Origin of the sequence: Pseudomonas sp. BAV 4579 (genome assembly GCF_009765395.1) — a bacterium.
GTDB lineage: Bacteria > Pseudomonadota > Gammaproteobacteria > Pseudomonadales > Pseudomonadaceae > Chryseomonas > Chryseomonas aestiva.
Genome location: NZ_WHOV01000021.1, coordinates 1 through 20227 on the forward strand (window position 1 = coordinate 1; position 20227 = coordinate 20227).

22 protein-coding genes and 1 pseudogene are annotated in these 20227 nt (G+C 55.5%); 17 read left to right on the forward strand and 6 right to left on the reverse strand.

The window, feature by feature from the left end; genetic code table 11:
* Nucleotides 1–245: 245 nt before the first annotated feature.
* Nucleotides 246–1142, reverse strand: coding sequence for a LysR family transcriptional regulator (locus GSQ95_RS06800; RefSeq protein ID WP_158896266.1), 897 nt, complete (start codon nt 1140–1142; stop codon nt 246–248).
* 255 nt (nt 1143–1397) lie between these two features.
* On the opposite strand from GSQ95_RS06800, the gene GSQ95_RS06805 reads away from it, so the two are divergent.
* The 10 genes from GSQ95_RS06805 to GSQ95_RS06850 all read left to right on the forward strand — a co-directional run bounded on the left by GSQ95_RS06805 (nt 1398) and on the right by GSQ95_RS06850 (nt 9442).
* Nucleotides 1398–2582 (forward strand): CaiB/BaiF CoA-transferase family protein, encoded by a 1185-nt coding sequence (locus GSQ95_RS06805; protein WP_218580194.1) that lies wholly within the window; start codon nt 1398–1400, stop codon nt 2580–2582.
* A 29-nt stretch (nt 2583–2611) separates the two neighbouring features.
* Complete coding sequence (locus GSQ95_RS06810; RefSeq protein WP_218580195.1) at nt 2612–3793, forward strand: CaiB/BaiF CoA-transferase family protein; 1182 nt, start codon at nt 2612–2614, stop codon at nt 3791–3793.
* A 14-nt stretch (nt 3794–3807) separates the two neighbouring features.
* Complete coding sequence (locus tag GSQ95_RS06815) at nt 3808–4974, forward strand: acyl-CoA dehydrogenase family protein (protein ID WP_218580196.1); 1167 nt, start codon at nt 3808–3810, stop codon at nt 4972–4974.
* Nucleotides 4975–4985: 11 nt separating this feature from the next.
* A complete protein-coding gene (locus tag GSQ95_RS06820) occupies nt 4986–5399 on the forward strand; it encodes a MaoC/PaaZ C-terminal domain-containing protein (protein WP_158896272.1) in 414 nt (137 codons plus the stop codon).
* A gap of 2 nt (nt 5400–5401) precedes the next feature.
* On the forward strand, nt 5402–5833 hold the full coding sequence (locus GSQ95_RS06825) for a MaoC/PaaZ C-terminal domain-containing protein (protein WP_158896274.1): 432 nt from the start codon (nt 5402–5404) through the stop codon (nt 5831–5833).
* A 10-nt stretch (nt 5834–5843) separates the two neighbouring features.
* Nucleotides 5844–6137: a DUF4286 family protein gene (locus GSQ95_RS06830; protein ID WP_158896276.1), complete on the forward strand. Its 294-nt coding sequence runs from the start codon at nt 5844–5846 to the stop codon at nt 6135–6137.
* A gap of 83 nt (nt 6138–6220) precedes the next feature.
* Nucleotides 6221–7054, forward strand: a complete 834-nt coding sequence (locus GSQ95_RS06835; protein ID WP_158896278.1) for an ABC transporter substrate-binding protein — start codon at nt 6221–6223, stop codon at nt 7052–7054.
* 20 nt (nt 7055–7074) lie between these two features.
* The gene (locus GSQ95_RS06840) at nt 7075–7806 is read left to right on the forward strand and encodes an amino acid ABC transporter permease (protein WP_158896280.1); all 732 of its coding nucleotides are present in this window, start codon (nt 7075–7077) and stop codon (nt 7804–7806) included.
* Nucleotides 7803–8582, forward strand: a complete 780-nt coding sequence (locus GSQ95_RS06845) for an ATP-binding cassette domain-containing protein (protein WP_158896282.1) — start codon at nt 7803–7805, stop codon at nt 8580–8582. The genes GSQ95_RS06840 and GSQ95_RS06845 overlap by 4 nt, the downstream gene beginning before the upstream one ends.
* Nucleotides 8583–8761: 179 nt before the next feature.
* On the forward strand, nt 8762–9442 hold the full coding sequence (locus GSQ95_RS06850) for a GntR family transcriptional regulator (RefSeq protein WP_158896284.1): 681 nt from the start codon (nt 8762–8764) through the stop codon (nt 9440–9442).
* A gap of 62 nt (nt 9443–9504) precedes the next feature.
* Here GSQ95_RS06850 and GSQ95_RS06855 read toward each other — a convergent pair.
* Nucleotides 9505–10755 (reverse strand): annotated as a pseudogene (locus GSQ95_RS06855) (OprD family porin).
* Between the two features lie 426 nt (nt 10756–11181).
* Here GSQ95_RS06855 and GSQ95_RS06860 point away from each other — a divergent pair.
* Nucleotides 11182–11772 (forward strand): TetR/AcrR family transcriptional regulator, encoded by a 591-nt coding sequence (locus tag GSQ95_RS06860; protein WP_158896286.1) that lies wholly within the window; start codon nt 11182–11184, stop codon nt 11770–11772.
* Here GSQ95_RS06860 and GSQ95_RS06865 read toward each other — a convergent pair.
* The 4 genes from GSQ95_RS06865 to dapA are packed head-to-tail and all read right to left on the reverse strand — an operon-like array spanning nt 11769 to nt 15489.
* A complete protein-coding gene (locus GSQ95_RS06865; RefSeq protein WP_158896288.1) occupies nt 11769–13046 on the reverse strand; it encodes a TRAP transporter large permease in 1278 nt (425 codons plus the stop codon). The two genes, GSQ95_RS06860 and GSQ95_RS06865, sit on opposite strands and share 4 nt — an antisense overlap.
* Nucleotides 13046–13552, reverse strand: coding sequence for a TRAP transporter small permease (locus GSQ95_RS06870; protein WP_158896290.1), 507 nt, complete (start codon nt 13550–13552; stop codon nt 13046–13048). Before GSQ95_RS06870 ends, GSQ95_RS06865 begins: the two co-directional genes overlap by 1 nt.
* Before the next feature lie 22 nt (nt 13553–13574).
* Nucleotides 13575–14549: a TRAP transporter substrate-binding protein gene (locus tag GSQ95_RS06875; protein WP_158896292.1), complete on the reverse strand. Its 975-nt coding sequence runs from the start codon at nt 14547–14549 to the stop codon at nt 13575–13577.
* 52 nt (nt 14550–14601) lie between these two features.
* On the reverse strand, nt 14602–15489 hold the full coding sequence (gene dapA / locus GSQ95_RS06880) for a 4-hydroxy-tetrahydrodipicolinate synthase (protein WP_158896294.1): 888 nt from the start codon (nt 15487–15489) through the stop codon (nt 14602–14604).
* A 173-nt stretch (nt 15490–15662) separates the two neighbouring features.
* On the opposite strand from dapA, the gene GSQ95_RS06885 reads away from it, so the two are divergent.
* Genes GSQ95_RS06885 through GSQ95_RS06910 form a run of 6 tightly spaced genes read left to right on the forward strand, consistent with a single transcriptional unit; the run spans nt 15663 to nt 19947 of the window.
* Nucleotides 15663–16034, forward strand: a complete 372-nt coding sequence (locus GSQ95_RS06885) for a tautomerase family protein (protein ID WP_158896296.1) — start codon at nt 15663–15665, stop codon at nt 16032–16034.
* A gap of 43 nt (nt 16035–16077) precedes the next feature.
* Nucleotides 16078–17220, forward strand: coding sequence for an acyl-CoA dehydrogenase family protein (locus GSQ95_RS06890; RefSeq protein ID WP_158896298.1), 1143 nt, complete (start codon nt 16078–16080; stop codon nt 17218–17220).
* 38 nt (nt 17221–17258) lie between these two features.
* On the forward strand, nt 17259–18197 hold the full coding sequence (locus tag GSQ95_RS06895; RefSeq protein ID WP_158896300.1) for a dihydrodipicolinate synthase family protein: 939 nt from the start codon (nt 17259–17261) through the stop codon (nt 18195–18197).
* Between the two features lie 13 nt (nt 18198–18210).
* On the forward strand, nt 18211–18672 hold the full coding sequence (locus tag GSQ95_RS06900) for a MaoC family dehydratase (RefSeq protein WP_158896302.1): 462 nt from the start codon (nt 18211–18213) through the stop codon (nt 18670–18672).
* A 2-nt stretch (nt 18673–18674) separates the two neighbouring features.
* Complete coding sequence (locus tag GSQ95_RS06905; protein WP_158896304.1) at nt 18675–19433, forward strand: GntR family transcriptional regulator; 759 nt, start codon at nt 18675–18677, stop codon at nt 19431–19433.
* 1 nt (nt 19434) lies between these two features.
* Nucleotides 19435–19947, forward strand: coding sequence for an ureidoglycolate lyase (locus GSQ95_RS06910; protein WP_158896306.1), 513 nt, complete (start codon nt 19435–19437; stop codon nt 19945–19947).
* The last annotated feature ends 280 nt before the right edge of the window (nt 19948–20227 follow it).

A 20227-nucleotide genomic window follows, 5' to 3' on the forward strand; every position in this document is an offset into this window, starting at 1 on the left:
GGTCTTTGTTTCATCTGCAACACCCTCCTGCTTACGCAGAATCTAGTGTGTTGCATTCACCGGTTGAATCCACAAGCTAAAGGCTGCTTTGGGCGGTATCGATTTCGATCTGAATGTTGGGAATGGCGTTTTTAACAAGATCGAAATCAGTGTCCTGCTTAAATTCCGAGTTATTTAACAGTACATCGACTTTTATGATGGCACCGGCGACAATCAATCAGCTGTGACTTTCTCAGACCGTAACTTCAACGGGCCAAAATACGGTGTTTAATTTCGTCACGGGCATGGCCGATCAGTGACTTGGTCAGGCGTTGCTGCAGCCGATCCGGTGAAACGATCGCAGAAACAGTTGCTTGGATATGCGGCTCGAATCGCACCCCCTGCAGTCGGGTATAGCGCTTGGACGACGCTGTCAGTTGGTCGATGATGGACACCCCTAGCCCTTCCTCAACAAAGTGCGCGGCGACATTCATGAACCGCACATCAATGGAGGGTGTGTAATTTTCCTCGCACTCGCTGTAAGCCCCCAACACCATATTGCTGATACGGCTGGAGGTCCGCGCATTAATCAGTGGATAGCCGCGGAGGTCGCGGGGTGTAATGGTCTCGAACGCTGCCAGTGGACTTTCCACATGGCAAGCACACACCATGTCAAGGTCTGCCAACGGGAGGTATTCCAGCGTTTTTCGTGGTTGCGGTTCGATAGCGAAGCCGATATCGGCGACACCGGTTTCTACGTATTCCAGCACGTTGTCTAGGCGCAGCGTTTCCAGGGAAATGTCGACGTTGTCGTGAAGGCTGCGAAAGCGCGCCAGACTTTGTGGCAACAACGATTCGGACAACTCGGAGGTCGCCACAATCCGCATTCGCCCTCGCCGTCCCGAGCGAAGCTGAGTGGCTGTCTGGTCGATTAATTCCTTGATCAGAAACAACGGCTCCGCTTCTTCCAGCAGGATTTGCGCCTCCTGTGTAGGTATCAAGCGCTTGTTGATCCGCTCGAACAACAAAAAACCCAGATTCAGTTCCACGCTTTTGATCGCGTTGCTGACTGCCGGTTGTGACATGCCCAGATCACGGGCAGCTGCGACGGTTGAGCGGGTGCGCATGACGGATCGAAGAATCTCCAGCTGACGCAAATTCATGATGCATTCCCAGTAGGTGACAAGAATATCTATAGGTTTTGGTTATCAACTATAGCATTAAAATAATTGAAACCAATATTTAGCTCTACGGGAATCAGGCCATAGTATTCATTCAACACATCGACATCCCCATGCCATCCATCACTGCCGGTAATTCCGATCATAACGAATGGGTGCATTGGTCGCGGTACGCCGCCCACTCTTGTTGTTGCAAATCTGCCCTCTACATTTCACTCATTAATGGTGAGGTCTGTTGTGCTGAACAACGTCAAGGTCCTGAGCTTCAATCACTTTCTCGCCGGTCCTATGGCCGCCCAGACGCTGGGCGACCTGGGTGCCGATGTCATCGCCATCGAGCCTTTGCAAGGTGCTTTTCAGCGCAACTGGGCAGTGGCCAATCACTTCGTCGATGGGTATAGCGTCAATCACTTGGCCACCGGTCGCAACAAAAAAAGCCTGGCCGTGGACCTGAAGAGTCCAGAAGGCTTGGCGGTAATCAAACGCTTGGTCGCCGACGCCGATGTTGTGATGGAAAACTTCCGACCTGGCACCATGGAAAAGCTTGGCCTCGGTTACGAAGCCCTGAAAGCGATCAATCCGGGGCTAATCTATGCAGTTGCCAGTGGCTTTGGATCTGACGGCCCCTACAAGCAACGCCCTGGCCAGGATCTCTTGCTGCAAGCGCTCTCCGGTCTTGCTGCAAGAACCGGTGATGCCGACGGCAAGCCAACCCCGGCAGGCCCGGTGATCGTTGATCAACACGCCGCCATGATCTACGCCATGAGTATCTGCGCAGCCTTGTACAACAAAGCCAAGACCGGCGAAGGTCGGCTGGTCGAGGTTAACCTGTATCAAGCAGCGATTGACCTGCAAGGTGAAGGTTTAACAGCTTGGCTTAACGGCGCGCCTTCCGAACACTCGCGGGGTCCCGGCAATATCGCTGCATGGTTCAGCGGCGGAGCCCATGGCATCCACCCCACCGCGGACGGATACATCGCCATTAGCATGGCTGCCAATGGCGCCTTGGCGCAGGCACTGAATTTGCCAGCGCTAAGCGTTATCGACGAAAGCGAAGGTTTTTCCCGGCGTGAAGAAATCGCCGCTATGGTCGGGGCGCGATTGCTTGAGCAAAACACCGCCCACTGGTTGCCGCTGTTGGATGCCGCCGGCGTCTGGAACGCCCCGGTCAACGACTACGCAGACCTGCAGAAAGATCCGCAGCTTATTCATAACCAGGTTTTCCAGACAATACCGGGAGACCATGGCACGCCGATCACGGTCATCAGCCTTCCAGCGCGTTTTGACGGCAAAGCCCCGGATATCAGGATGGCACCGCAACCACTTGGCGCACAAACCCGTGAAATTCTCGCTGCCGCAGGCTACAGCGATACGGAGGTCGAGCAACTTCTGGCTAGCAAAGCGATAGGGGCAGTCTCATGAGTGAGGGGTTAGCCTTGAAGATGCGGGTCGTGAGCTTCTGCCACTATCTGCAAGGTCCGGTGTGCAGCCAGTTCTTGGCCGACATGGGCGCTGATGTGATCAAAGTCGAACCGCTCAAAGGCGCATTCGAGCGTCATTGGTCCGGTGGCAACTCCTATGTAGAAGGTGTTAGCGCCTTCTCGCTGGCGGTCAACCGCAATAAACGTAGCCTCGCGCTGGATCTCAAAAGCACCGAAGGTCTGGCCATCGCCCAAGACCTCATTCGCGATGCTGACGTCGTGCTGGAAAACTACCGCCCCGGCGTGCTGGATCGCTTGGGGCTGGGTTACGAAGCGGTCAAAGCGATCAATCCCGGAATCATCTATGCATCGGCCTCAGGTTTGGGCACTAGCGGACCCGCTTCCAAACGGCCCGGCCAAGACCTGTTGATGCAAGCCCGCTCTGGGCTCGTGGCCGTCACCGGCGGCGGTGACCAAGGGCCTAATGTGGTCGGCGCAGCGGTAGTCGATCAACACGGTGCATCACTATTGGCCATGGGCATTCTGGGAGCCTACGTCAAGAAGCTGCAAACAGGTGAAGGCACTCGCGTCGAGAGCAGTCTGTTTGCCGCCGCCATCGACCTGCAGGTCGAGGCGCTGACCAAGTACTACGCCAGCCCGAACCGTCAGCAGTTGCTCAGGCGCGGGCGCAACGTCGGCAGTTGGTATCACGACGCTCCGTATGGCCTATATGAGCTACAGGACGCCCGTATTGTTTTGTCGATGAACGACCCGGTACGTCTGGCAGAAGCACTGGACAGCGATGAACTGCGTGAACTCCAAGGTATCGACCGCTATCTGGAACGCGATCGCTATGCCGAAGTTGTGGCACGAATACTTGCCCCCTGGCGCTTCGTCGATCTGGCGACGCGTTTTGACGAATATTCGATCTGGCATGAGCGGGTACAGGATTACGAGGAGCTGTTGATCGATCCGCAAGCCGTTCATAACTCAACCTTCGAACAGATCGACGTCCACGGCAAGGCAGCCACGCTGATTCGCCACCCTCTGCGCTATGACGGGCACATTCCTGAACTCAAGCGTATGCCACTGAGTCCGGGTGCAGATAGCAAGGCGGTGCTCGATGAACTGGGCTATAGCGCCGAACGCCAGCAGACACTGATTGAGCAAGGCGTAGTTGGCGCGCCTGGTAGCGACACACCCCATTCCTGAACCATACGAGATCCATGATGATTGATTTTTCCCTGCCGGATGACACCCGGTTGCTGGCAGATACTGTCCAGCGTTTCGTCGAAACTGAGGTGCAGCCCCTCGAAGACATCGTCGAACGTGAAGGTCATGTTCCCGCCGAGCTGCTTGAAGTAGTGCGTGGCAAGGCTCAGGCGCTTGGCCTGTTTGCCATGAACATGCCCGTAGAAGTGGGCGGCGGTGGGCTTACATGTCTGGAGCATTGCCTAGTTGAAGAACAGTTGGGCAAGACCACTGATGCATTGATCCGCCGAGTATTTGGCCAAGTTTATCCGATGTTGATGGCCTGTCATGGCGAGCAAATCGAACGCTACCTGATGCCTACTGTGCGTGGCGAGAAAATCTGTGCCATGGCTATCACCGAGCCAGGAGCCGGTTCAGACGCGGCATCAATCAGCACGACTGCGCACCTGGACGGTGATGAATGGGTCATAAATGGCAGCAAGCACTTCATCAGTGACGGGGATATCGCCGACTACACCATTGTCATGGCGTTGACCGACCGGGAAAAACGATCTCGCGGTGGCATCACCCTATTCCTGATCGACAAAGGCCATCCCGGGTTCACCATGGCCCGCACTCAACCCATGATGGGGCACCGCGGCTACGGCCACGCCGAGTTGTTTTTCGAGAACTGTCGTATTCCGAAAGACGCTGTACTGGGCGAGATCGGTAACGGCTTCAAACTGATTATGCAAAGCGTGTTGCAGATTCGTCTGGCCCACATCGGTGCTCGCGCAGTGGGCATGGCTCAGCGTGCCATGGAGATGATGCGCGTGTATGCCGGCGAACGACGTCAGTTCGGCCAGCCTATTGGCGATTTCCAGATGGTGCAGAAAATGATCGCCGACTCCGCCACGGAAATCTTCGGGGTGAAGATGATGGTGCTCAACGCTGCTTGGGAAATCGATCAAGGTCTGGAGCCTAGAGATAAAGTCTCGATGATCAAGGTCGCGGCCTCAGAAATGCAGGGCCGGGTGATCGACCGCGCCATCCAAGTCTTCGGTGGCATGGGGTACGCCAAGGAATTGCCGTTGGAGCGGATGTACCGGGATGCACGTGTTACCCGAATCTATGACGGGACTTCGGAGATCCACCGGATGCTGATTGCCCGTAGCACCATCAAGAACGGCCTGAACCTTTAAGGAGTCGAACCATGTCACAAATCAATGAGCTCAGCTTGGGTAGTTCTTTTTCTTTCCGCAAGACAATGAGCGTCGCTGAGCAAGCCATGTTCACCGGCATTAGCGGCAACATGGCACCACTCTACGTGGACAAGGTCAAGGCACAACAAGCTGGTGCGGCCAACATGGTGGTTTTTGAATTGGCAGCCGCATCTCTGGCGACCACCTGCATCAATCGTCTGGGTGGCGCGAGCCGCCGTATTGCCAGCTTTGATGTCAAGTTTCCTGCACCTTTACTTGTGGGCGACACCCTTGAAGCTAAAGCAGTGGTCGAAGCAATCGATGGCACCACCGTGCACTGCACAATTACAGGCACCGTGGTCGGTTCCGGCGTCTTAGTTTTCACAGGCAGTGCGACTCTGGTTGCTTTCAACGGGTTGGGCTGAGCATGTATGACCTCAAATCTTTTGATGACCTGAGCGTCGGCGACCGCGTCAGTATCGGCAAAACCATCACTGAAGCCGATGGCTCCCTCTACATCGCAGCCACCGGCGACTTTGGCCCGGTGCACATTGACGAGATGTTCGCCAGCAGCACCCGTTTTGGCCAACGCCTGGCACCAGGGATCATGGTCGCGGGATTGTGCACCAGCATCCTGACCAGCGAATTGGCGGGCATCATCGGTGTGTCGATCGAAGATCGCTTCTGGTTCACCGGTCCAGTGTTCTACGGCGACACCCTGACCTTCGAAGTATGGATTGCCGAAAAGGTCGAAGAAAACCGGACGCTGATCTGGGAGGCGAGCGCGTGCAATGAGTCTGGCCAAGAAATACTTAAGGCACGTGCGACGCTGAAATTCCCTCGACGCAAGCCCCAATGAGAGCAACCGGATGACTGACGAATCGTTCATTCACATCGTGCGAGTAGACATCGACCCCGCCCACGAGAAGGACTTCAATCATTGGTACGAGCATGAGCACTTTCCAGACCTTGCGGCCTGCCCGGGTTGGACTCCAATCAAACGCTTCGTCTCTCTGGGGGAGGGACCAAAATATGCCGCGATGTACAGGGTCGAAGGCACTTGGGCTTATGACACCCCGCAATTCTTAAAAGTGAAGGGGTTCGGTCGTTTCGCCCCCTTCGTCAAGAACTTCACCCGTTTGCAATTGAAAGAACTGCCCTGAACGCAATTGCCGGGCGGGACGTTGATACGGCCAGCCCGGCGAGATAATTGCATCCGTGAAATAAACCAATTTGGGTAAAGATCATGTTCAGTCGTATTCCTGCTTTCGGTATCGCAGCTACCTTCCTGCTGGCTTCATCTGCTGCAAACGCTTGCACCCCAGGCATTGCCGAGCAAAACCTGATTGAGCCTGGCAAGTTGCAACTGTCCATCAATCCGACCAATCCGCCACAGCAGTTCGTGGACAAAGACGGAAAGCTGCAAGGCCTCAATGTTGAACTGACGGAGGCCATGAGCAAGCGTCTGTGCACCAACATTGAACTGGTACGCATGGACTTTCCCGCGATGATCCCGGCGATGAACGCCGGCCGAATCGACGGTATGAACACCGGGATGTTCTGGACCGCAGACCGCTCAAAGCTGATGTATCTGGTGCCTTACAGCGTGCAGTCTGTGTCGGTGGTTGCCAACCCGAAGGACGCCAAGCCACTGGGTTCTCTGGACGATCTGGCAGGCAAATCGGTGTCAGTCGAGGCCAACAGCTACCAGTACAGCTTCCTTCAAAAACAGAATGAAGCGCTTGTTGCCAAAGGCCTTCAGAAAATGGAACTGCGCTCGTTCCCGACGGCCACCAACGTGATCTCTGCAATGTTCGCCGGACAGGTCGACTACTCGGCACTGGTAGACAGCGTTGCCCGCGATCTGGTCAAGCGTGAGCGCGTAACTGAAGTGCTGCCCGGTCAAGGCTTGAGCCGCACTGCAATGGCGTTTCGTAATAAGGCGGTTGCCGAAGCCGTGGCCAAGACACTGACCGAAATGCGTGCTGATGGGAGCTACCAGGCCCTGTTCGAGAAATTCAGTCTGACCCCATTACCGGCGCAAGACACTATTCGCATTGACGGCCCCGGCCCGACCTGACCGATGGAGAGTGTCTGGCGATGAAATTCGATATCTCTGCATTCTTCGGTTACCTGTTCAACGATTTCCTTGTTGGCGGTGTGGTGACCACCCTTTGGCTAACCATAGCTGGAGTCATAGGCGGCTTGTTGCTGGGGATGTTGATCGCCATGCTGCGCATGTCGAAAAATAGCCTTGCCGCTTACTTTGCGCGCTTCTACATCTGGTTCTTTCGCGGCACGCCGTTGTTGATCCAACTGGTTGTTATTTATACAGGACTGCCGCAGCTCGGCATCAAGTTCAGCGTGCTCGAGTCAGCACTGATCGGTTTAATCCTGAACGAGTCGGCGTACATGGCCGAGATCGTGCGCAACGGATTTTTGGCAATTCCCGACGGACAGCGCGAGGCTGCCTGGGCACTTGGGGTTCCCCGTTGGCTGATCGCCCTGCGCATTACATTGCCGCAGGCGTTCCGGCTGATGATCGCGCCGCTCGGAAACTCGGTGAACTCGCTTCTGAAGGCGACTTCTCTAGCATCAGTCATCTCGGTTGAAGAAGTCATGCGGCGCAGTGACATGTTGATGCAAGAACATTTTCAGGTTTTGGAGGTTTATGCCGCAGCAGCGGTGTTCTATCTGATTCTGACTTCGGTGTGGGACGTCATCCAGCGCGGCTTGGAGAAGCGTTTTTCACGCGCCCATATCCGCCCGACACCCCAAGGCGCTCCCGCTGTAAAGTCGCTGCCTGAACCCGTGCGAGGACTCGAACGATGAGCGTGAACTCAGTGACTAGCACGACACCCATGCCTCCGCCAGGCAAAGGCCCAATTCTTGTGGACATCCTTGATGTCGATAAATATTACGGCAACACCCAGGTCCTCCACGGCGTGACATTGACCGTACGCAAAGCAGAAAAGGTCGTGGTATGCGGACCATCGGGCTCGGGGAAGTCGACTCTGGTGCGGTGCATCAACGGCCTGGAGTCATTTCAGGGCGGAACCATCCTGGTTGATCGTACAGACATTTCCTTACCACGCGAGCTGGACCGCATTCGTGCGGATATCGGCATGGTTTTCCAACAGTTCAACCTGTTCCCACACATGACTGTCCTGGAGAACTGCATGTTCGCCCCAGTCTGGGTACGCAAAATGTCCCGTGAACAGGCCAGGGAGTTGGCCATGCACTACCTGCACACCGTGCGCATTCCCGACAAGGCCGGCATGTACCCCGGCCAGTTGTCGGGGGGCCAGCAGCAACGTGTAGCGATTGCACGGGCGCTGTGCATGAAGCCCAAGCTGATGCTCTTTGATGAGCCCACTTCGGCGCTTGACCCGGAAATGGTCAAGGAAGTACTTGATACCCTGGTCGAGCTGGCTGAATCAGGCATGACCATGGTCTGCGTTACTCACGAAATGGGCTTCGCTCGGCAAGTCGCTGACCGCCTGGTGTTTATGGACCATGGCCGTGTTGTCGAGGATGGTCCACCTTCACAGATCTTCGACGCGCCGCAAACTGAGCGGCTCAAGACCTTCCTTTCTCAGGTGCTCTAACACCTGTTGCGGGCTCGGTGGCTGTATACCGCGCCCGCTGTTCCCTACCTCAGCGGAGCTTTTTTCAATCGCCGCTTGAAGGCACTGCGCCGGTCAGTGAAAATCAGTCGCCTGAACCCTCAGGATACCTCTCGCACGCACTCGTGTGACGGGCTCTGCACCAAACCGGAACCACATACATGAGCAGCAATACCGAACAGGACGAGAGCGGTAACAATGCCGTCGATCAGGCTGTTGAGCGCATCCGAACCATCATTCTGACGGGGAAGTACGCACCTGGTGAGCGTCTCAAAGTCGGTGAGCTGTCCAAAGAGCTCAACATAAGTGCCATGCCAATGCGTGAAGCACTGCGCAAACTCGAAGGTCAGGGGCTGGTAGAAATAGAGCCTAACCGTGGCGCTACGGTGCGCAAACTGGACAGCCAGTTCATTCAGGACTGCTGGGAGATTAATGCCGAGCTACAGATACTCGCTATCAGACGCTGCATCCACGCGCACACGCTTACCCTGAGCAAAATCGAGGAGCTACAGCGGCTCTGTGATGCTTTCGACGAGGCGGTAGAAAGTGGCGAACGCGCTTCGAGCGTAAGGATCAACCGCGAACTACACACACGAGTGGTCGAGCTGGGCGGCAATAAGGAGGCGCTGCGTATCTTCAATCTCGGATGGGAGTTGATCAGTGCCTTCCGCATGCAATTTGGCTACGGCGCGAATCGGGAACGCAACCTGATGCGTGAACACCGCATATTAGTCGACGCGCTATACCGGCAGGATATTGCGATGGCTGAGTCAGCTATTCGCCTGCAGCAAGCAGGCGCCATTGAGGATCTCATGTCACGTATGGCCCAGCGCGCCGACTGAGATCTCGTCGCTGACCGCCGCCAGGCATCAATGCGCGATGCATAGCGGCGGCGCAAAGAGGCTTACAAGAGAGAGATGGGGTAATTCACGATAACCCGATTTTCGTTGTATTCGTTGGTGCCGAAATCGCGTCGGATTGTCGACTGACGCCACCGCATTGAAAGGTCCTTGAAGGTCCCCGACTGCACAACATAAGCCACCTCCGACTCGCGCCCGTACTCGCTCCCATCGTCAACCTGCGAGGTCTTTACGTTGGTACCCTTTAGGTAGCGGGTCATAAAGCTCAGTCCAGGAACACCATAGGGGGCCATGTTGATGTCGTAGCGCAGTTGCCATGACTTCTCGTGCGGATTGTCGTAGCTGTTGTTGAAGGTATCGTTGACTAGAATCCCCGCAGCATTATTCCCGACCTTGAACCAACCGTTATCCCCATCAACCTTCTGCAGACCCAGCGAAAACGTATGCGCCCCGTACAGTACGGAGAACATCGAGGAGAAGGTCTTGTTGTTGACGTCCCCTGCCTTCGCGCTTCCCGCCTCGTCGCCCCAGAAATACTGAACCTTGGCGCTCAACGCCAGCTGGTCTGTGATTGCCTGGTTGTGGTAGACGGCCAGATACTTCTGGTTATACACATCTTCCAGCTCGCCATACCATGCGCGCAGCGTCGTGCGTTTGTTATTGAGGCTGTAGTCACCGCCTGCAACGGTAAAATGATCTCCGGTACTTCCGCTGACCTGGTTCAGCGTCAACTTTTCCATACTGTCGTCGTTCCGCGCCGCACTGCGGTTAAAGCGTCCGGCTGAAAGTATCAGACCATCCACTTCGCGGGATGTCACCAATCCCCCCTCAAAAGTCTGTGGAATCGCTCTCCCATCGTCGGAAGCGAATACTGGAGTGTCGACCATGAACTCGCCGTACTTCAGTTCAGTTTTGGAAATGCGCATCTTCGCCGCGCCGCCTAGGCGACCGAAATCGTCAGCCGGACGACCATCATCGCGCACAGGAATAATGGTTCCAGTGGTCCCCCGACCACCATCGAGCTTGAGCGCCCACTTACCTAAAACATCTACCCCAAAACCTACCGGGCCCTCGGTAAACCCCGAACGGTAATTGAAGATGAAACTTTGCGTCCACTCCTGAGATTTGTTCTGCGCATTACCTTCATTACTCTAGGAACGATTGATGAAGAAGTTACGCAGTTGCAGGCTTGCTGTGGAGCCGTCTATGAATCCGGTGTCTGACGCTGCATTGCTTAAGCCGCTGTAGGACAACGCGGCCAGGGACAATAGTTTGATACCAGTGAATTTACGCATGGAGCTCCCCAAAACAAAGTCGGTCTTGAATAAATGGCAGGACGCATGCAGTCAGGCATCGACACTTGGGGGTGGCTGGATTGATTCGCGGTGGACACGATTCCGGCTCTGTTACGCGTTTGCTTACCTCCCGAGGGGCAGAGGCGGCGACAACCAAGCGAAATTGATACGACTCAACTTAAAAATATCGACTCTTGATCAAATCAATGACTTTAAAGTTTATTTCGGATTGAAAATCTTGACGGAAACAGATTATTTTATGACAAAGGCGCCGTCAAATATTATATTTGATATTCATTGCCGTTTTTTTGTTTGGATTTGATCAATATTCGCGCCGAGGGCCAAATCTGTTGTGGATTCTCGCCCTTCGCACCGCCGCCACGACCAGCCCGACAGCGACCCATCAACTTCACCGAGGTGCTTGTATTGAACACTGACAGCCAAAACCCTACTCCCGGTTTTGCCCAACAACGCATGCGAGACGGGGCCCTGATCTTGTTCTCCGATCAAGGCTATGCCGCAGTCAGCTTGAGGACTCTGGCATCCTCGGTCGGTGTTCAAGTGGGTGCGCTCTATCATCATTTTGATGGCAAGCAGGCATTGTTATTTGATCTGATTGAGGAGTATGAAGAGGCTCTTGCCGACACTTTGGATCAGGCTGTATCAACGGGACGGTGTAGCCTCGCAACCTATCTGGAGAACTACATCCGTTTTGTCCTCCTACACCCTCGTGAGGCCCAACTGGCCACTCAGGAGTTGAGGCACCTAAGCTTCGATCAGCAGAGACATATTGAAGATATTCGCTGGCGCTATCGGATGCCGCTGTGGCAGTGGGTACGAACCCATACCTCCTGCGACGATACCCGTGCACTGGTGGTCTACGGTGTCCTTGCCTTCGTTGCAGGTTTGCCATCCTGGCCTGGGGCTCGGCAACAAGCGGCTACCGAACACCAAGTCATGGTATTCAAGGAGATGGCGCTCGGTATGTTTGATACCGCGCGCTACAAAGCTCCTTAACGAAGGTTATTCACCCATGTCACCAGCAGTGGGCAATAGGTGGTGATCAGCAATGCAACGACCAGAACCAGCAGAGGCAATCCCACCTGTCGAGAGACTTGCACCACACTCCGCCCGGCCACTGTCGCAGCGACAAACAGGGTGCTGCCATAAGGAGGCGTCAACATACCCACTGACAGATTCATCACCACAATCACGCTGAAGTGCACGGGATCAATCCCTACCTGTCGTGCGAGAGGCATTAGCATCGGCATGACGATCAGAATCGCCGAGATCCCCTCCATGAAGGTGCCAATCAGCAGCAACATAACGTTTACCACCAACAGGAACAGGATCTTGTCGTCGGCGAAGACGCCCAAGTATTCCCCTAGCAATTGCGGAACGTTCTGGCTGGTGATCAGCCAGGCAAATACGCTTGCGGTGGAAATGACGACCATCACCGCCGCCGACATTGCCGAGGCGCGCAAAAGCATCCCTGGCAGCTCGCGAAACTCCAGTTCACGGTAGATATATCGTCCGACCAGAATACTCATGAACACCGCCACGCCCGCAGCCTCAGTAGGCGTCATCACACCGCCGACGATCCCACCAATCAACACGATTGCAATCACGCCGGCAGGAATGGCTGACACGGCCGAGCTGATCACCCGCTTGAAGCAGAAAGGAATACTGTCCTCGTAAACTGCACCGCCTTTGCGCACGTGCCAGTAACAGGCAAACATCAGCCCAGCGCACATCAACAGCCCCGGCACGATACCGCCCAGGAACAACGCACCGATAGATACATTGGAGATGGTGCCAATCACTACCATCATGATGCTCGGCGGTATGACCGCCCCTATACAACCGCCTGCGGCCAGGATCGCACTGGCAAAATCAATGTTGTAATCGCGGCGCTTCATTTGCGGCAATGTCATTGAACCTATCGCCGCAGTATCCGCCGAACCTGACCCTGAAACTGCTGAGAAACCTGTGCACGCCAGCACCGAAACGAACAGCAGGCTGCCGCGAATCCATCCAACGAGCGACGTAGCGAAATCGATGAACCGACGGGCAATTCCTCCCTTCTCCATGATCAAGCCGGCGAGCACGAAAAACGGAATCGCCATAATAGTGAAGCTTTCCAGTCCGCCATAAATACGCTGGGTGACGATTGCCATAGGCACACCGCTGGCCATCAGGGCTATTGCTGCAGCAATGCCAAGACAGAACACCACAGGCGTACCAATTAGAATCAACACAACAAAGGCCGCCAAGGCCAAACCGATGATCATCAGTTGACCTCCATCTGATCGAGCGCCTGCTCTTCAGGCTTGCCGGCACGCCAGCGCTTGACTGCATAAAGCAGGATTTCAAGGGCGAAATACAAGCAACCCACCGGTATGGCGTAGTAAGGCACAGACATCGGAATTTCCAGTGCCGGCGACGTCTGATACTGGCCGATCTCCAGCAGAGGTAAGCCGCCGAGCAACGTCACTCCCAAAAACCACAGGCATGCTGCCGCGCTGACCACCACCAGAGCTCGGTACACCGGTCGTGACAGCTTTTGAGCCAGCAGATCCATTGCGTTGTGCAGATTCATACGCATCGCAACGCCCGCTGCGAGCATCACCATCCATACTTGGGCGAAGGTGGCGGCCTCGACGATGGACCCGGTTGAAAAATTGAACACATAGCGACCGATTACCTGCACCAGGATCGACACGCACATGAAGCCGTACAGCAGGATAATCAGGCTATCGATTACCTTACGCAGACCGGCCAGTAGTTTGTTTGACATGATTCATTCCCCAGGGAGCCGATCAGTTAGCGCCGGTCAGAAGTTTCAGCTGACGCTGTTGCTCAGGTGTCTTGGCGAATTCGGCATATGTACTCTTGGCCGCTTCACGGAAAGGAGCCAGGTCTGGATAGGTGACGTTGACGCCAGCCTCCTTGAGTTTCGCAAGCAGGGCTACATCACCGTCGGCATAAGCCTTACGCTCGACTTGTGCGGACTCATTAGCTGCCTGAATGATCGCTTGCTGGATGTCCTCGGGGAACGACTTGAGACGCTTCTCGGAAATGAGTAACTCGGCTACTAATGCCGTCCATGAGATCTGTGCATAGTTCGGTGCCACCTCATAGAACTTTTGTGAGTAGTAGTTGGAGTTAGCTGCCTCAGCTCCATCCACCACACCGGCCTCAATTGCACCGTACAGTTCGTCGTAGTTCGTTGGCGTCGGGTTTGCGCCGAAGGCTTTCCACGCGGCGATATGAGAGGGAACCTGAATGGTGCGGACTTTCATATTCTTCAAGTCATCGATACTGTTGACCGGCTTTTTGCTAAGCAGATGACGGATACCTGCATCGTAGTAAGCCAGTACATGGAAACCTCGCTTGGAGACTTTCTGTTTCAGCTCGTCACCCACCGGCCCGTCGAGTGCAGCGTAAAAATGCGCGCGGTCAGGGAAGAGGTAAGGCAAATCAAAAATGCCGACGCTGGGTTCGAAGTTATAGAGCACACCATTGGCCGACACAGCGACATCGACCGTACCCAGCAGCAGCCCCTCGGTCACAGACTTCTCATTACCCAGCTGGCTGTTTGGATAGATAGTGGCGTCGACGCGGCCTTTTGACAGAACCTTTACGCGCTCTACGAAGGTTTGCAGCCCGATCTGGTAGGGTTCGCTTGGTTGCGCCGAGTGGCTTATCTTGAGGTTGTATTCGGCGGCTACGGCCGACAATGAAACGCTGCTTGCAGCGAGCATCGAGCAGAGCAAACGGGTGAGCTTTTTCATGAGTCTTCCTGCAAATGGGGTGATTGAGCAATCCGATACGCATCCGCGGTCACTACGACCTGACGATAAGATCAAGCGCCTCCAATGCACTGCGCAGCCCGGTCATACGGGCTTGCGGCAGCGGTAGGCGAGGCGCTCGCGGCAGACCGACCGGCATGCCGATCATGGCCAGCGCAGCCTTGGTTGCAGATACGTAAAGATCGCCGCTGAGGGCATCGAGCAAAGGCAGTAGACGGTTATAAAGCGCTCGTCCGGCTTGGGTGTCTTGCCGGTCGACCGTGGTGGTGAATAGCTGCGTTGACAGCGCTGGCGCGATGTTGGAAAACACCGAAACGTATCCTTGTGCCCCGGCCAGGTAACTTTCCCACGGGTGGTAACCCGCAAAGACAGTCACGCGCTCGCCGCACAAACGCAGAATCTCGTTCACTCGCGGTACGCTGCCGCTGGACTCCTTTATGTAGGAAATGTTGTCGATTTCGGCCAGGCGAGCTACCAGATCTGCGCTGATATCGACGTTGGCAGTATTTGGATTGTTGTAGACCATAACCGGCAGGCCTATAGCTTCAGCTACCCGCTGGTAGTGCACGAAGATTTCGTCGGCACTAGGTGATGAGTAGAAGGGCGGCACCACCATGACGCCATCGGCACCTGCACGCTCAGCCTCCTGGCTGAACGCTACCGCCTCATCTGTCCACTCTGCAGCGGTGCCCACTACAACTGGGACCCTACCAGCGGCTTGGTCGATGACCACGCCCGCAACCTGAATCCGCTCATTTCGGGTGAGCGACAAGAATTCACCGGTGCTGCCGAGGGGAATCAAACCCTGCGCACCCTGCTTAATCTGCCAGTCAACAAATTTGCGTAAACGGGACTCGTCCACTCGGCCAGCCTCATCGAAGGGCGTGACCATCACCGTGTAGCTGCCCCTGAATTCGTCCATGTCACCCCCTCGAAATTAGCGATTGATCGACTACCGCCAAAGTGCTCCATGCATAGATATAATATCTCGTATTTAAATTGACATTTGATCAAACCGAATGTCAACCTTATCACCACATTATTTGGCGCTGGTCGCTTTCAACGAGCGGATCACGGCTGTGAGGGGGAGAGAGAGTGCCTTACATCGAGGTGTATGATTTCGACGCTGACACTGCGCAAAGGACCGCGGCCACAAGGGCAATCACTGATTCGCTGGCCCGCGCCTATGACATCTCCGCCAGCATCATCACGGTGTTCTTTCACAGCGTGACGCCGCAAAACTACGGGCATGAAGGTTTTTTTGGTGATCAGGCGGCACCGGGAAGAATATTCATAAAGCTGCACGCCTACCCCAGATCTGATCAGATGCGCCGAAATGCCGCTGTTCTCATCACAGCATCGGTCGCCGCTGCTTATGGGGCTTCTCCCGCTTGTATCGCGTTGTATTTCCTCGAGCGCCAAACCAATGAAGTGGCCCACGCCGGCAGGCTCGCCTGCGACGAATAACAGACTGCCATCTGCGCTAAACCAGTGATCAGGAGAATTCACCATGCATCGTTTCTATAGTCAGGATCAGCAAATGCTGCTCGACAGCGTGCGCCGTTTCGTCGAAGCGGCGGTCAAGCCGGCAGCTGCCGCCATAGACCGTGAAGACCAATTCCCTCGAGCGCTGTACAAAGGTTTGGCCGAGCTAGGCCTATTTGGTGTCTCGCTGGCTGAAAACGCGGGCGGTAGCGGTATGGACACAACCAGCGCATGTATCGTGATGGAAGAGATTGCCAGAGGCTCGGGAGCCCTGGGTAATGCGTATGCGATCCCGGTCGAAGCGGCGCACTTCCTGCACCAGCACGGTAATGCTTTTCATCACGGACTGATCGGTGGTGTCCTCAGCGGCGACCTGATCCCGGCCACTGCGGCGACAGAACCCGACTGCGGCTCAGACGTTGCTGCTATGCGCACCGTAGCCGAGCGCGACGGCGATGAATATGTAATCACCGGTACTAAAGCCTGGGTGACCTTCGGCGCCATAGCCGACTTCATCATGGTGTTTGCAAAGACTGACCGCCAGGCGGGGCACAAAGGCATTAGCTGTATCCTGGTCGAAACTGATCGCCCAGGAGTGAGTAAGGGCAAGTCCGAAGAACTGCTGGGCATGCATGGTTTGGAAGATTGCCAGATCAGTTTTGACCAAGTCCGCGTACCAGTGAGCAACCGCTTGGGTGGCGAGAACGAAGCCTTCAAAATGGCCATGGGTAACTTCAATTTCTCGCGCTTGCTGATGTCGGCCATGGCGCTGGGCATGGCCCAGGCCGCCATGGAGGATGCGATCGAATACGCAGCCAGCCGTGTTCAGTTCGGCGAAGCCATCATCAAGTTTCAAGGTATTCAGTTCATGCTGGCCGATATGTCCAAGGACATCGCCGCTGCCCGCCTGCTGATCCATCACGCCGCCCGCTTGGCCGATGCAGGCTTCCCGATAGCCAAGGAGGCGGCACACGCCAAGTTGTTTGCCACTGACATGGCCATGCAGCACGTATCCAACGCTCTGCAGATCCATGGAGGTAATGGCTACTCGAAGGAATATCGCATTGAGCGCATTTTCCGCGATGTGCGCCTGGCGCAAATCTACGAGGGCACCAACCAGATCCAGCGACTCATCATCGCCCGCCAACTGGAAAAAGAATATCTCTGAACGATGCCCACCCATTGGCCTACTTGTCAGGAGTTTGTATGAGCGTTACTCACCCGGCACTACGCGGCGTTACCGTTGCGACTGTCCTGCCCTTTACCGATGACCTGGCGATTGACTGGACCAGCTACAGCCGCCTGTTGGAGTACTGCGCAACGCCCGAGGACGTTAGCGCGATCTTCGTCAATGGCCACGCTGGTGAAGGGGCGACTTTGTCTCCTGCGGAACGCATTGAAGTGATCAAGCGAACACGCACCTTCATCGGCGATTCGACGCCGTTGCTGACCGGCTTGATTGCCTTTTCGACAAATGATGCTGTGGAGCAGGCCAAAGAAGCGGAACAGAACGGCGTTGACGTTGCCGTGATCTTCCCCATGCCGCAATTCGCCGCGGGTGCCGCTACTGACCCCCGCTATGTTCTTGATTTGGTGGACGAGGTACTGAACGCCACCTCGCTGCCCGTTTCGATATTCCAGCAGTCGCTGGCGTCGGGCAGTGGTTTCAGCACGGCTGTGTTGGTCGAGCTTGCCGAGCGTGATCGTGTCATCGCTATCAAGGAAGGTAGCGGCGACATTGGCGTGTACGAAGACAATTGGCGCACGCTCAAGGCCTTACGCCCGGACATCGCTATCCTGGCGTCCAACTACCACTGGATGTTTGCTCAGATGGCAACAGGCGCCGACGGTATTCTATCTGGTATGGGCAGCATGATTCCCCAACTGCTGTGCAGCCTGTGGCAAGCCAGCGAGGCCGGCGATTTGGCTGCAATGCGCCAGATAAACGATCGTCTTTACCCGCTGGTGCGTACGATTTACGGCGCGCCGCCGCTGATCGACATGCACACGCGACTCAAGGTCGGGCTTCAGCACATGGGCGTTATCGCCAGCGCCCGACCTCGCAAACCACTCTTGGATATTCGTCCCGACGTCGCCCAGCGAATCATCCAGGCCGTAGATGCAGCTGGCCTGCGCTGCAACTGACAGGAGATCTGCCATGCCCTCAACCTTGGCCGTGGACCTGTATTACGAAGATATCGAGATCGGCCGTGAAATCACCACTGCTACGCATATGCTCACAGCTGAAGATGTAAAAACGTTCGCCGTCTTAACGCGTGACCATCATCCTCTGCATACTGATCCGGACTATTGCCGAAGCACCGCTTTTGGCCGAGTAATCGCACATGGTTTGCACGGCCTGGCGCTGATGGAGGGTCTTAAGACCGAACTGCGGCTGTTTGAGAACACCTCAGTGGCATCACTGGGCTGGAACAATGTCCGCTTCAATGCGCCGATCTTCCCGGGGGATACGCTGCATGTGAAAGTGCGCTTTGAGGGCAAACGAGAAAGCCGCAGCAAGCCATGCGGCATTGTCGAAGAACGCCTGTGGTTACTTAACCAGCAGGGTGAAGTAGTTATCGAAGCCGAGCATACCGCCATGCTCAAACGGCGTCATTGAGCATGCCCCGCTCTGTGGGGCCTGACAACGAGTCTTCGGCGGAGCTGGAAGAAGACTGGCGCGCACCGCAAGTCGGTGATGAAGCTGCCGTCACCTCGGTTGACCAAGCATCGGCGCTGATTCGTCAATCCATTCTTTCCGGCCACTTCGCCCCAGGCGAGCGCCTGATCGTCTCTAGCCTGGTAAAGCAGTTTGCGCTAAGCCCCATGCCCCTGCGTGAGTCGCTGCGCAAACTGGAAGGTGAAGGCTTGGTCGAGATAATGCCGAACCGCGGCGCGTTCGTTCGCACCCTGGATCGGCATTTCATCGTCGATCTTTTCGAGATCAACACTGAGTTGCGCATCTTCGCACTGCGACGCAGCATCCGAAGCATTACTCTGGACAAACTCGAGGGGCTGAGAACGCTGGCTGACGCTTATCAGGACGCTATCAACACCGGAAAATTTCGCAAGGGGCTGCGCCTTAACCGCGATTTCCATGCGCGCGTCGTGTCATTCGGCGGTAATGCCGAGGCATTGCGTCTGTTCCTGCGTGGTTGGGAACTAATTGGAGCCTTTCGTCTGCGCTTCGGCTACGGCTCGGGCAGAGAGAAAGGTTTTGCTCGCGAAAAACACTTATTGCTGGATGCCCTGGGGCGCCAGGACCTACAGCTGGCCGAAGCCATTCTGCGTATGCAACATGCCGCAGCTATGGATGATCTGCTAGATCGCTTCGCAGTCGTCGAGGCCGACCGCCTCCACACTGACCAACGAGAGAATTAAGATGAATCCAGTTTTAAAGATTGAACCTCTGAGTGCAGAAGCCTTCGCCCCGTTTGGCGAAGTGATCGAAACCGAGAACCGTGACTACTTCATGATCAATAACGGTTCGACTCGGCGCTACCATCAACTGACAACGGTCGATACCGGACCCGAAGATGGCCGCTGCATCATCAGTATCTTCCGTGCAAAAATGCTGGATTATCCACTTACCGTAAGCATGCTCGAGCGCCACCCGAATGGTAGTCAGGCATTCATTCCCCTGAAAAACCAAGCCTTCCTGATTGTGGTGGCCACTGGTGGCGAGACACCGGATGAACGCACTCTGCGAGCATTTCTGAGCAACGGCCGCCAAGGCATCAACTATGGTAGAGCCGTCTGGCATCACCCTGTACTGGCGCTGGATAACGATGACGAATTCTTGGTCGTCGACCGTGCCGGCACGCTTGCCAATTGCGATGAACGCTGGCTTGAACAACCCCGGATGCTTTCCCTGCCGGCACTGCCTTCGGTTTGAAAAAAATTACCATGCTGTCTGTACCCAGCAGGAAGTCTGGAGCGCATTCACAACCGCCGACGAGAAAATGACTTGATCAGGTGCTACATAGGCCTCTCCGCACAAGGCTAATCAAGCTTCGTAGTGAGTCAATAACAAGGCAGCTTTCGGCTGTGGATTCAACCGGTGAAAGCAACACACTAGGGCTTGTCTGAAAAGTCGTGTTTGCTAGCCTGTTCCTGTGATCGCAATGGAGACCGGCATGACTGGGCGTTACGAGCTTTCGAATCAGCAGTGGGCG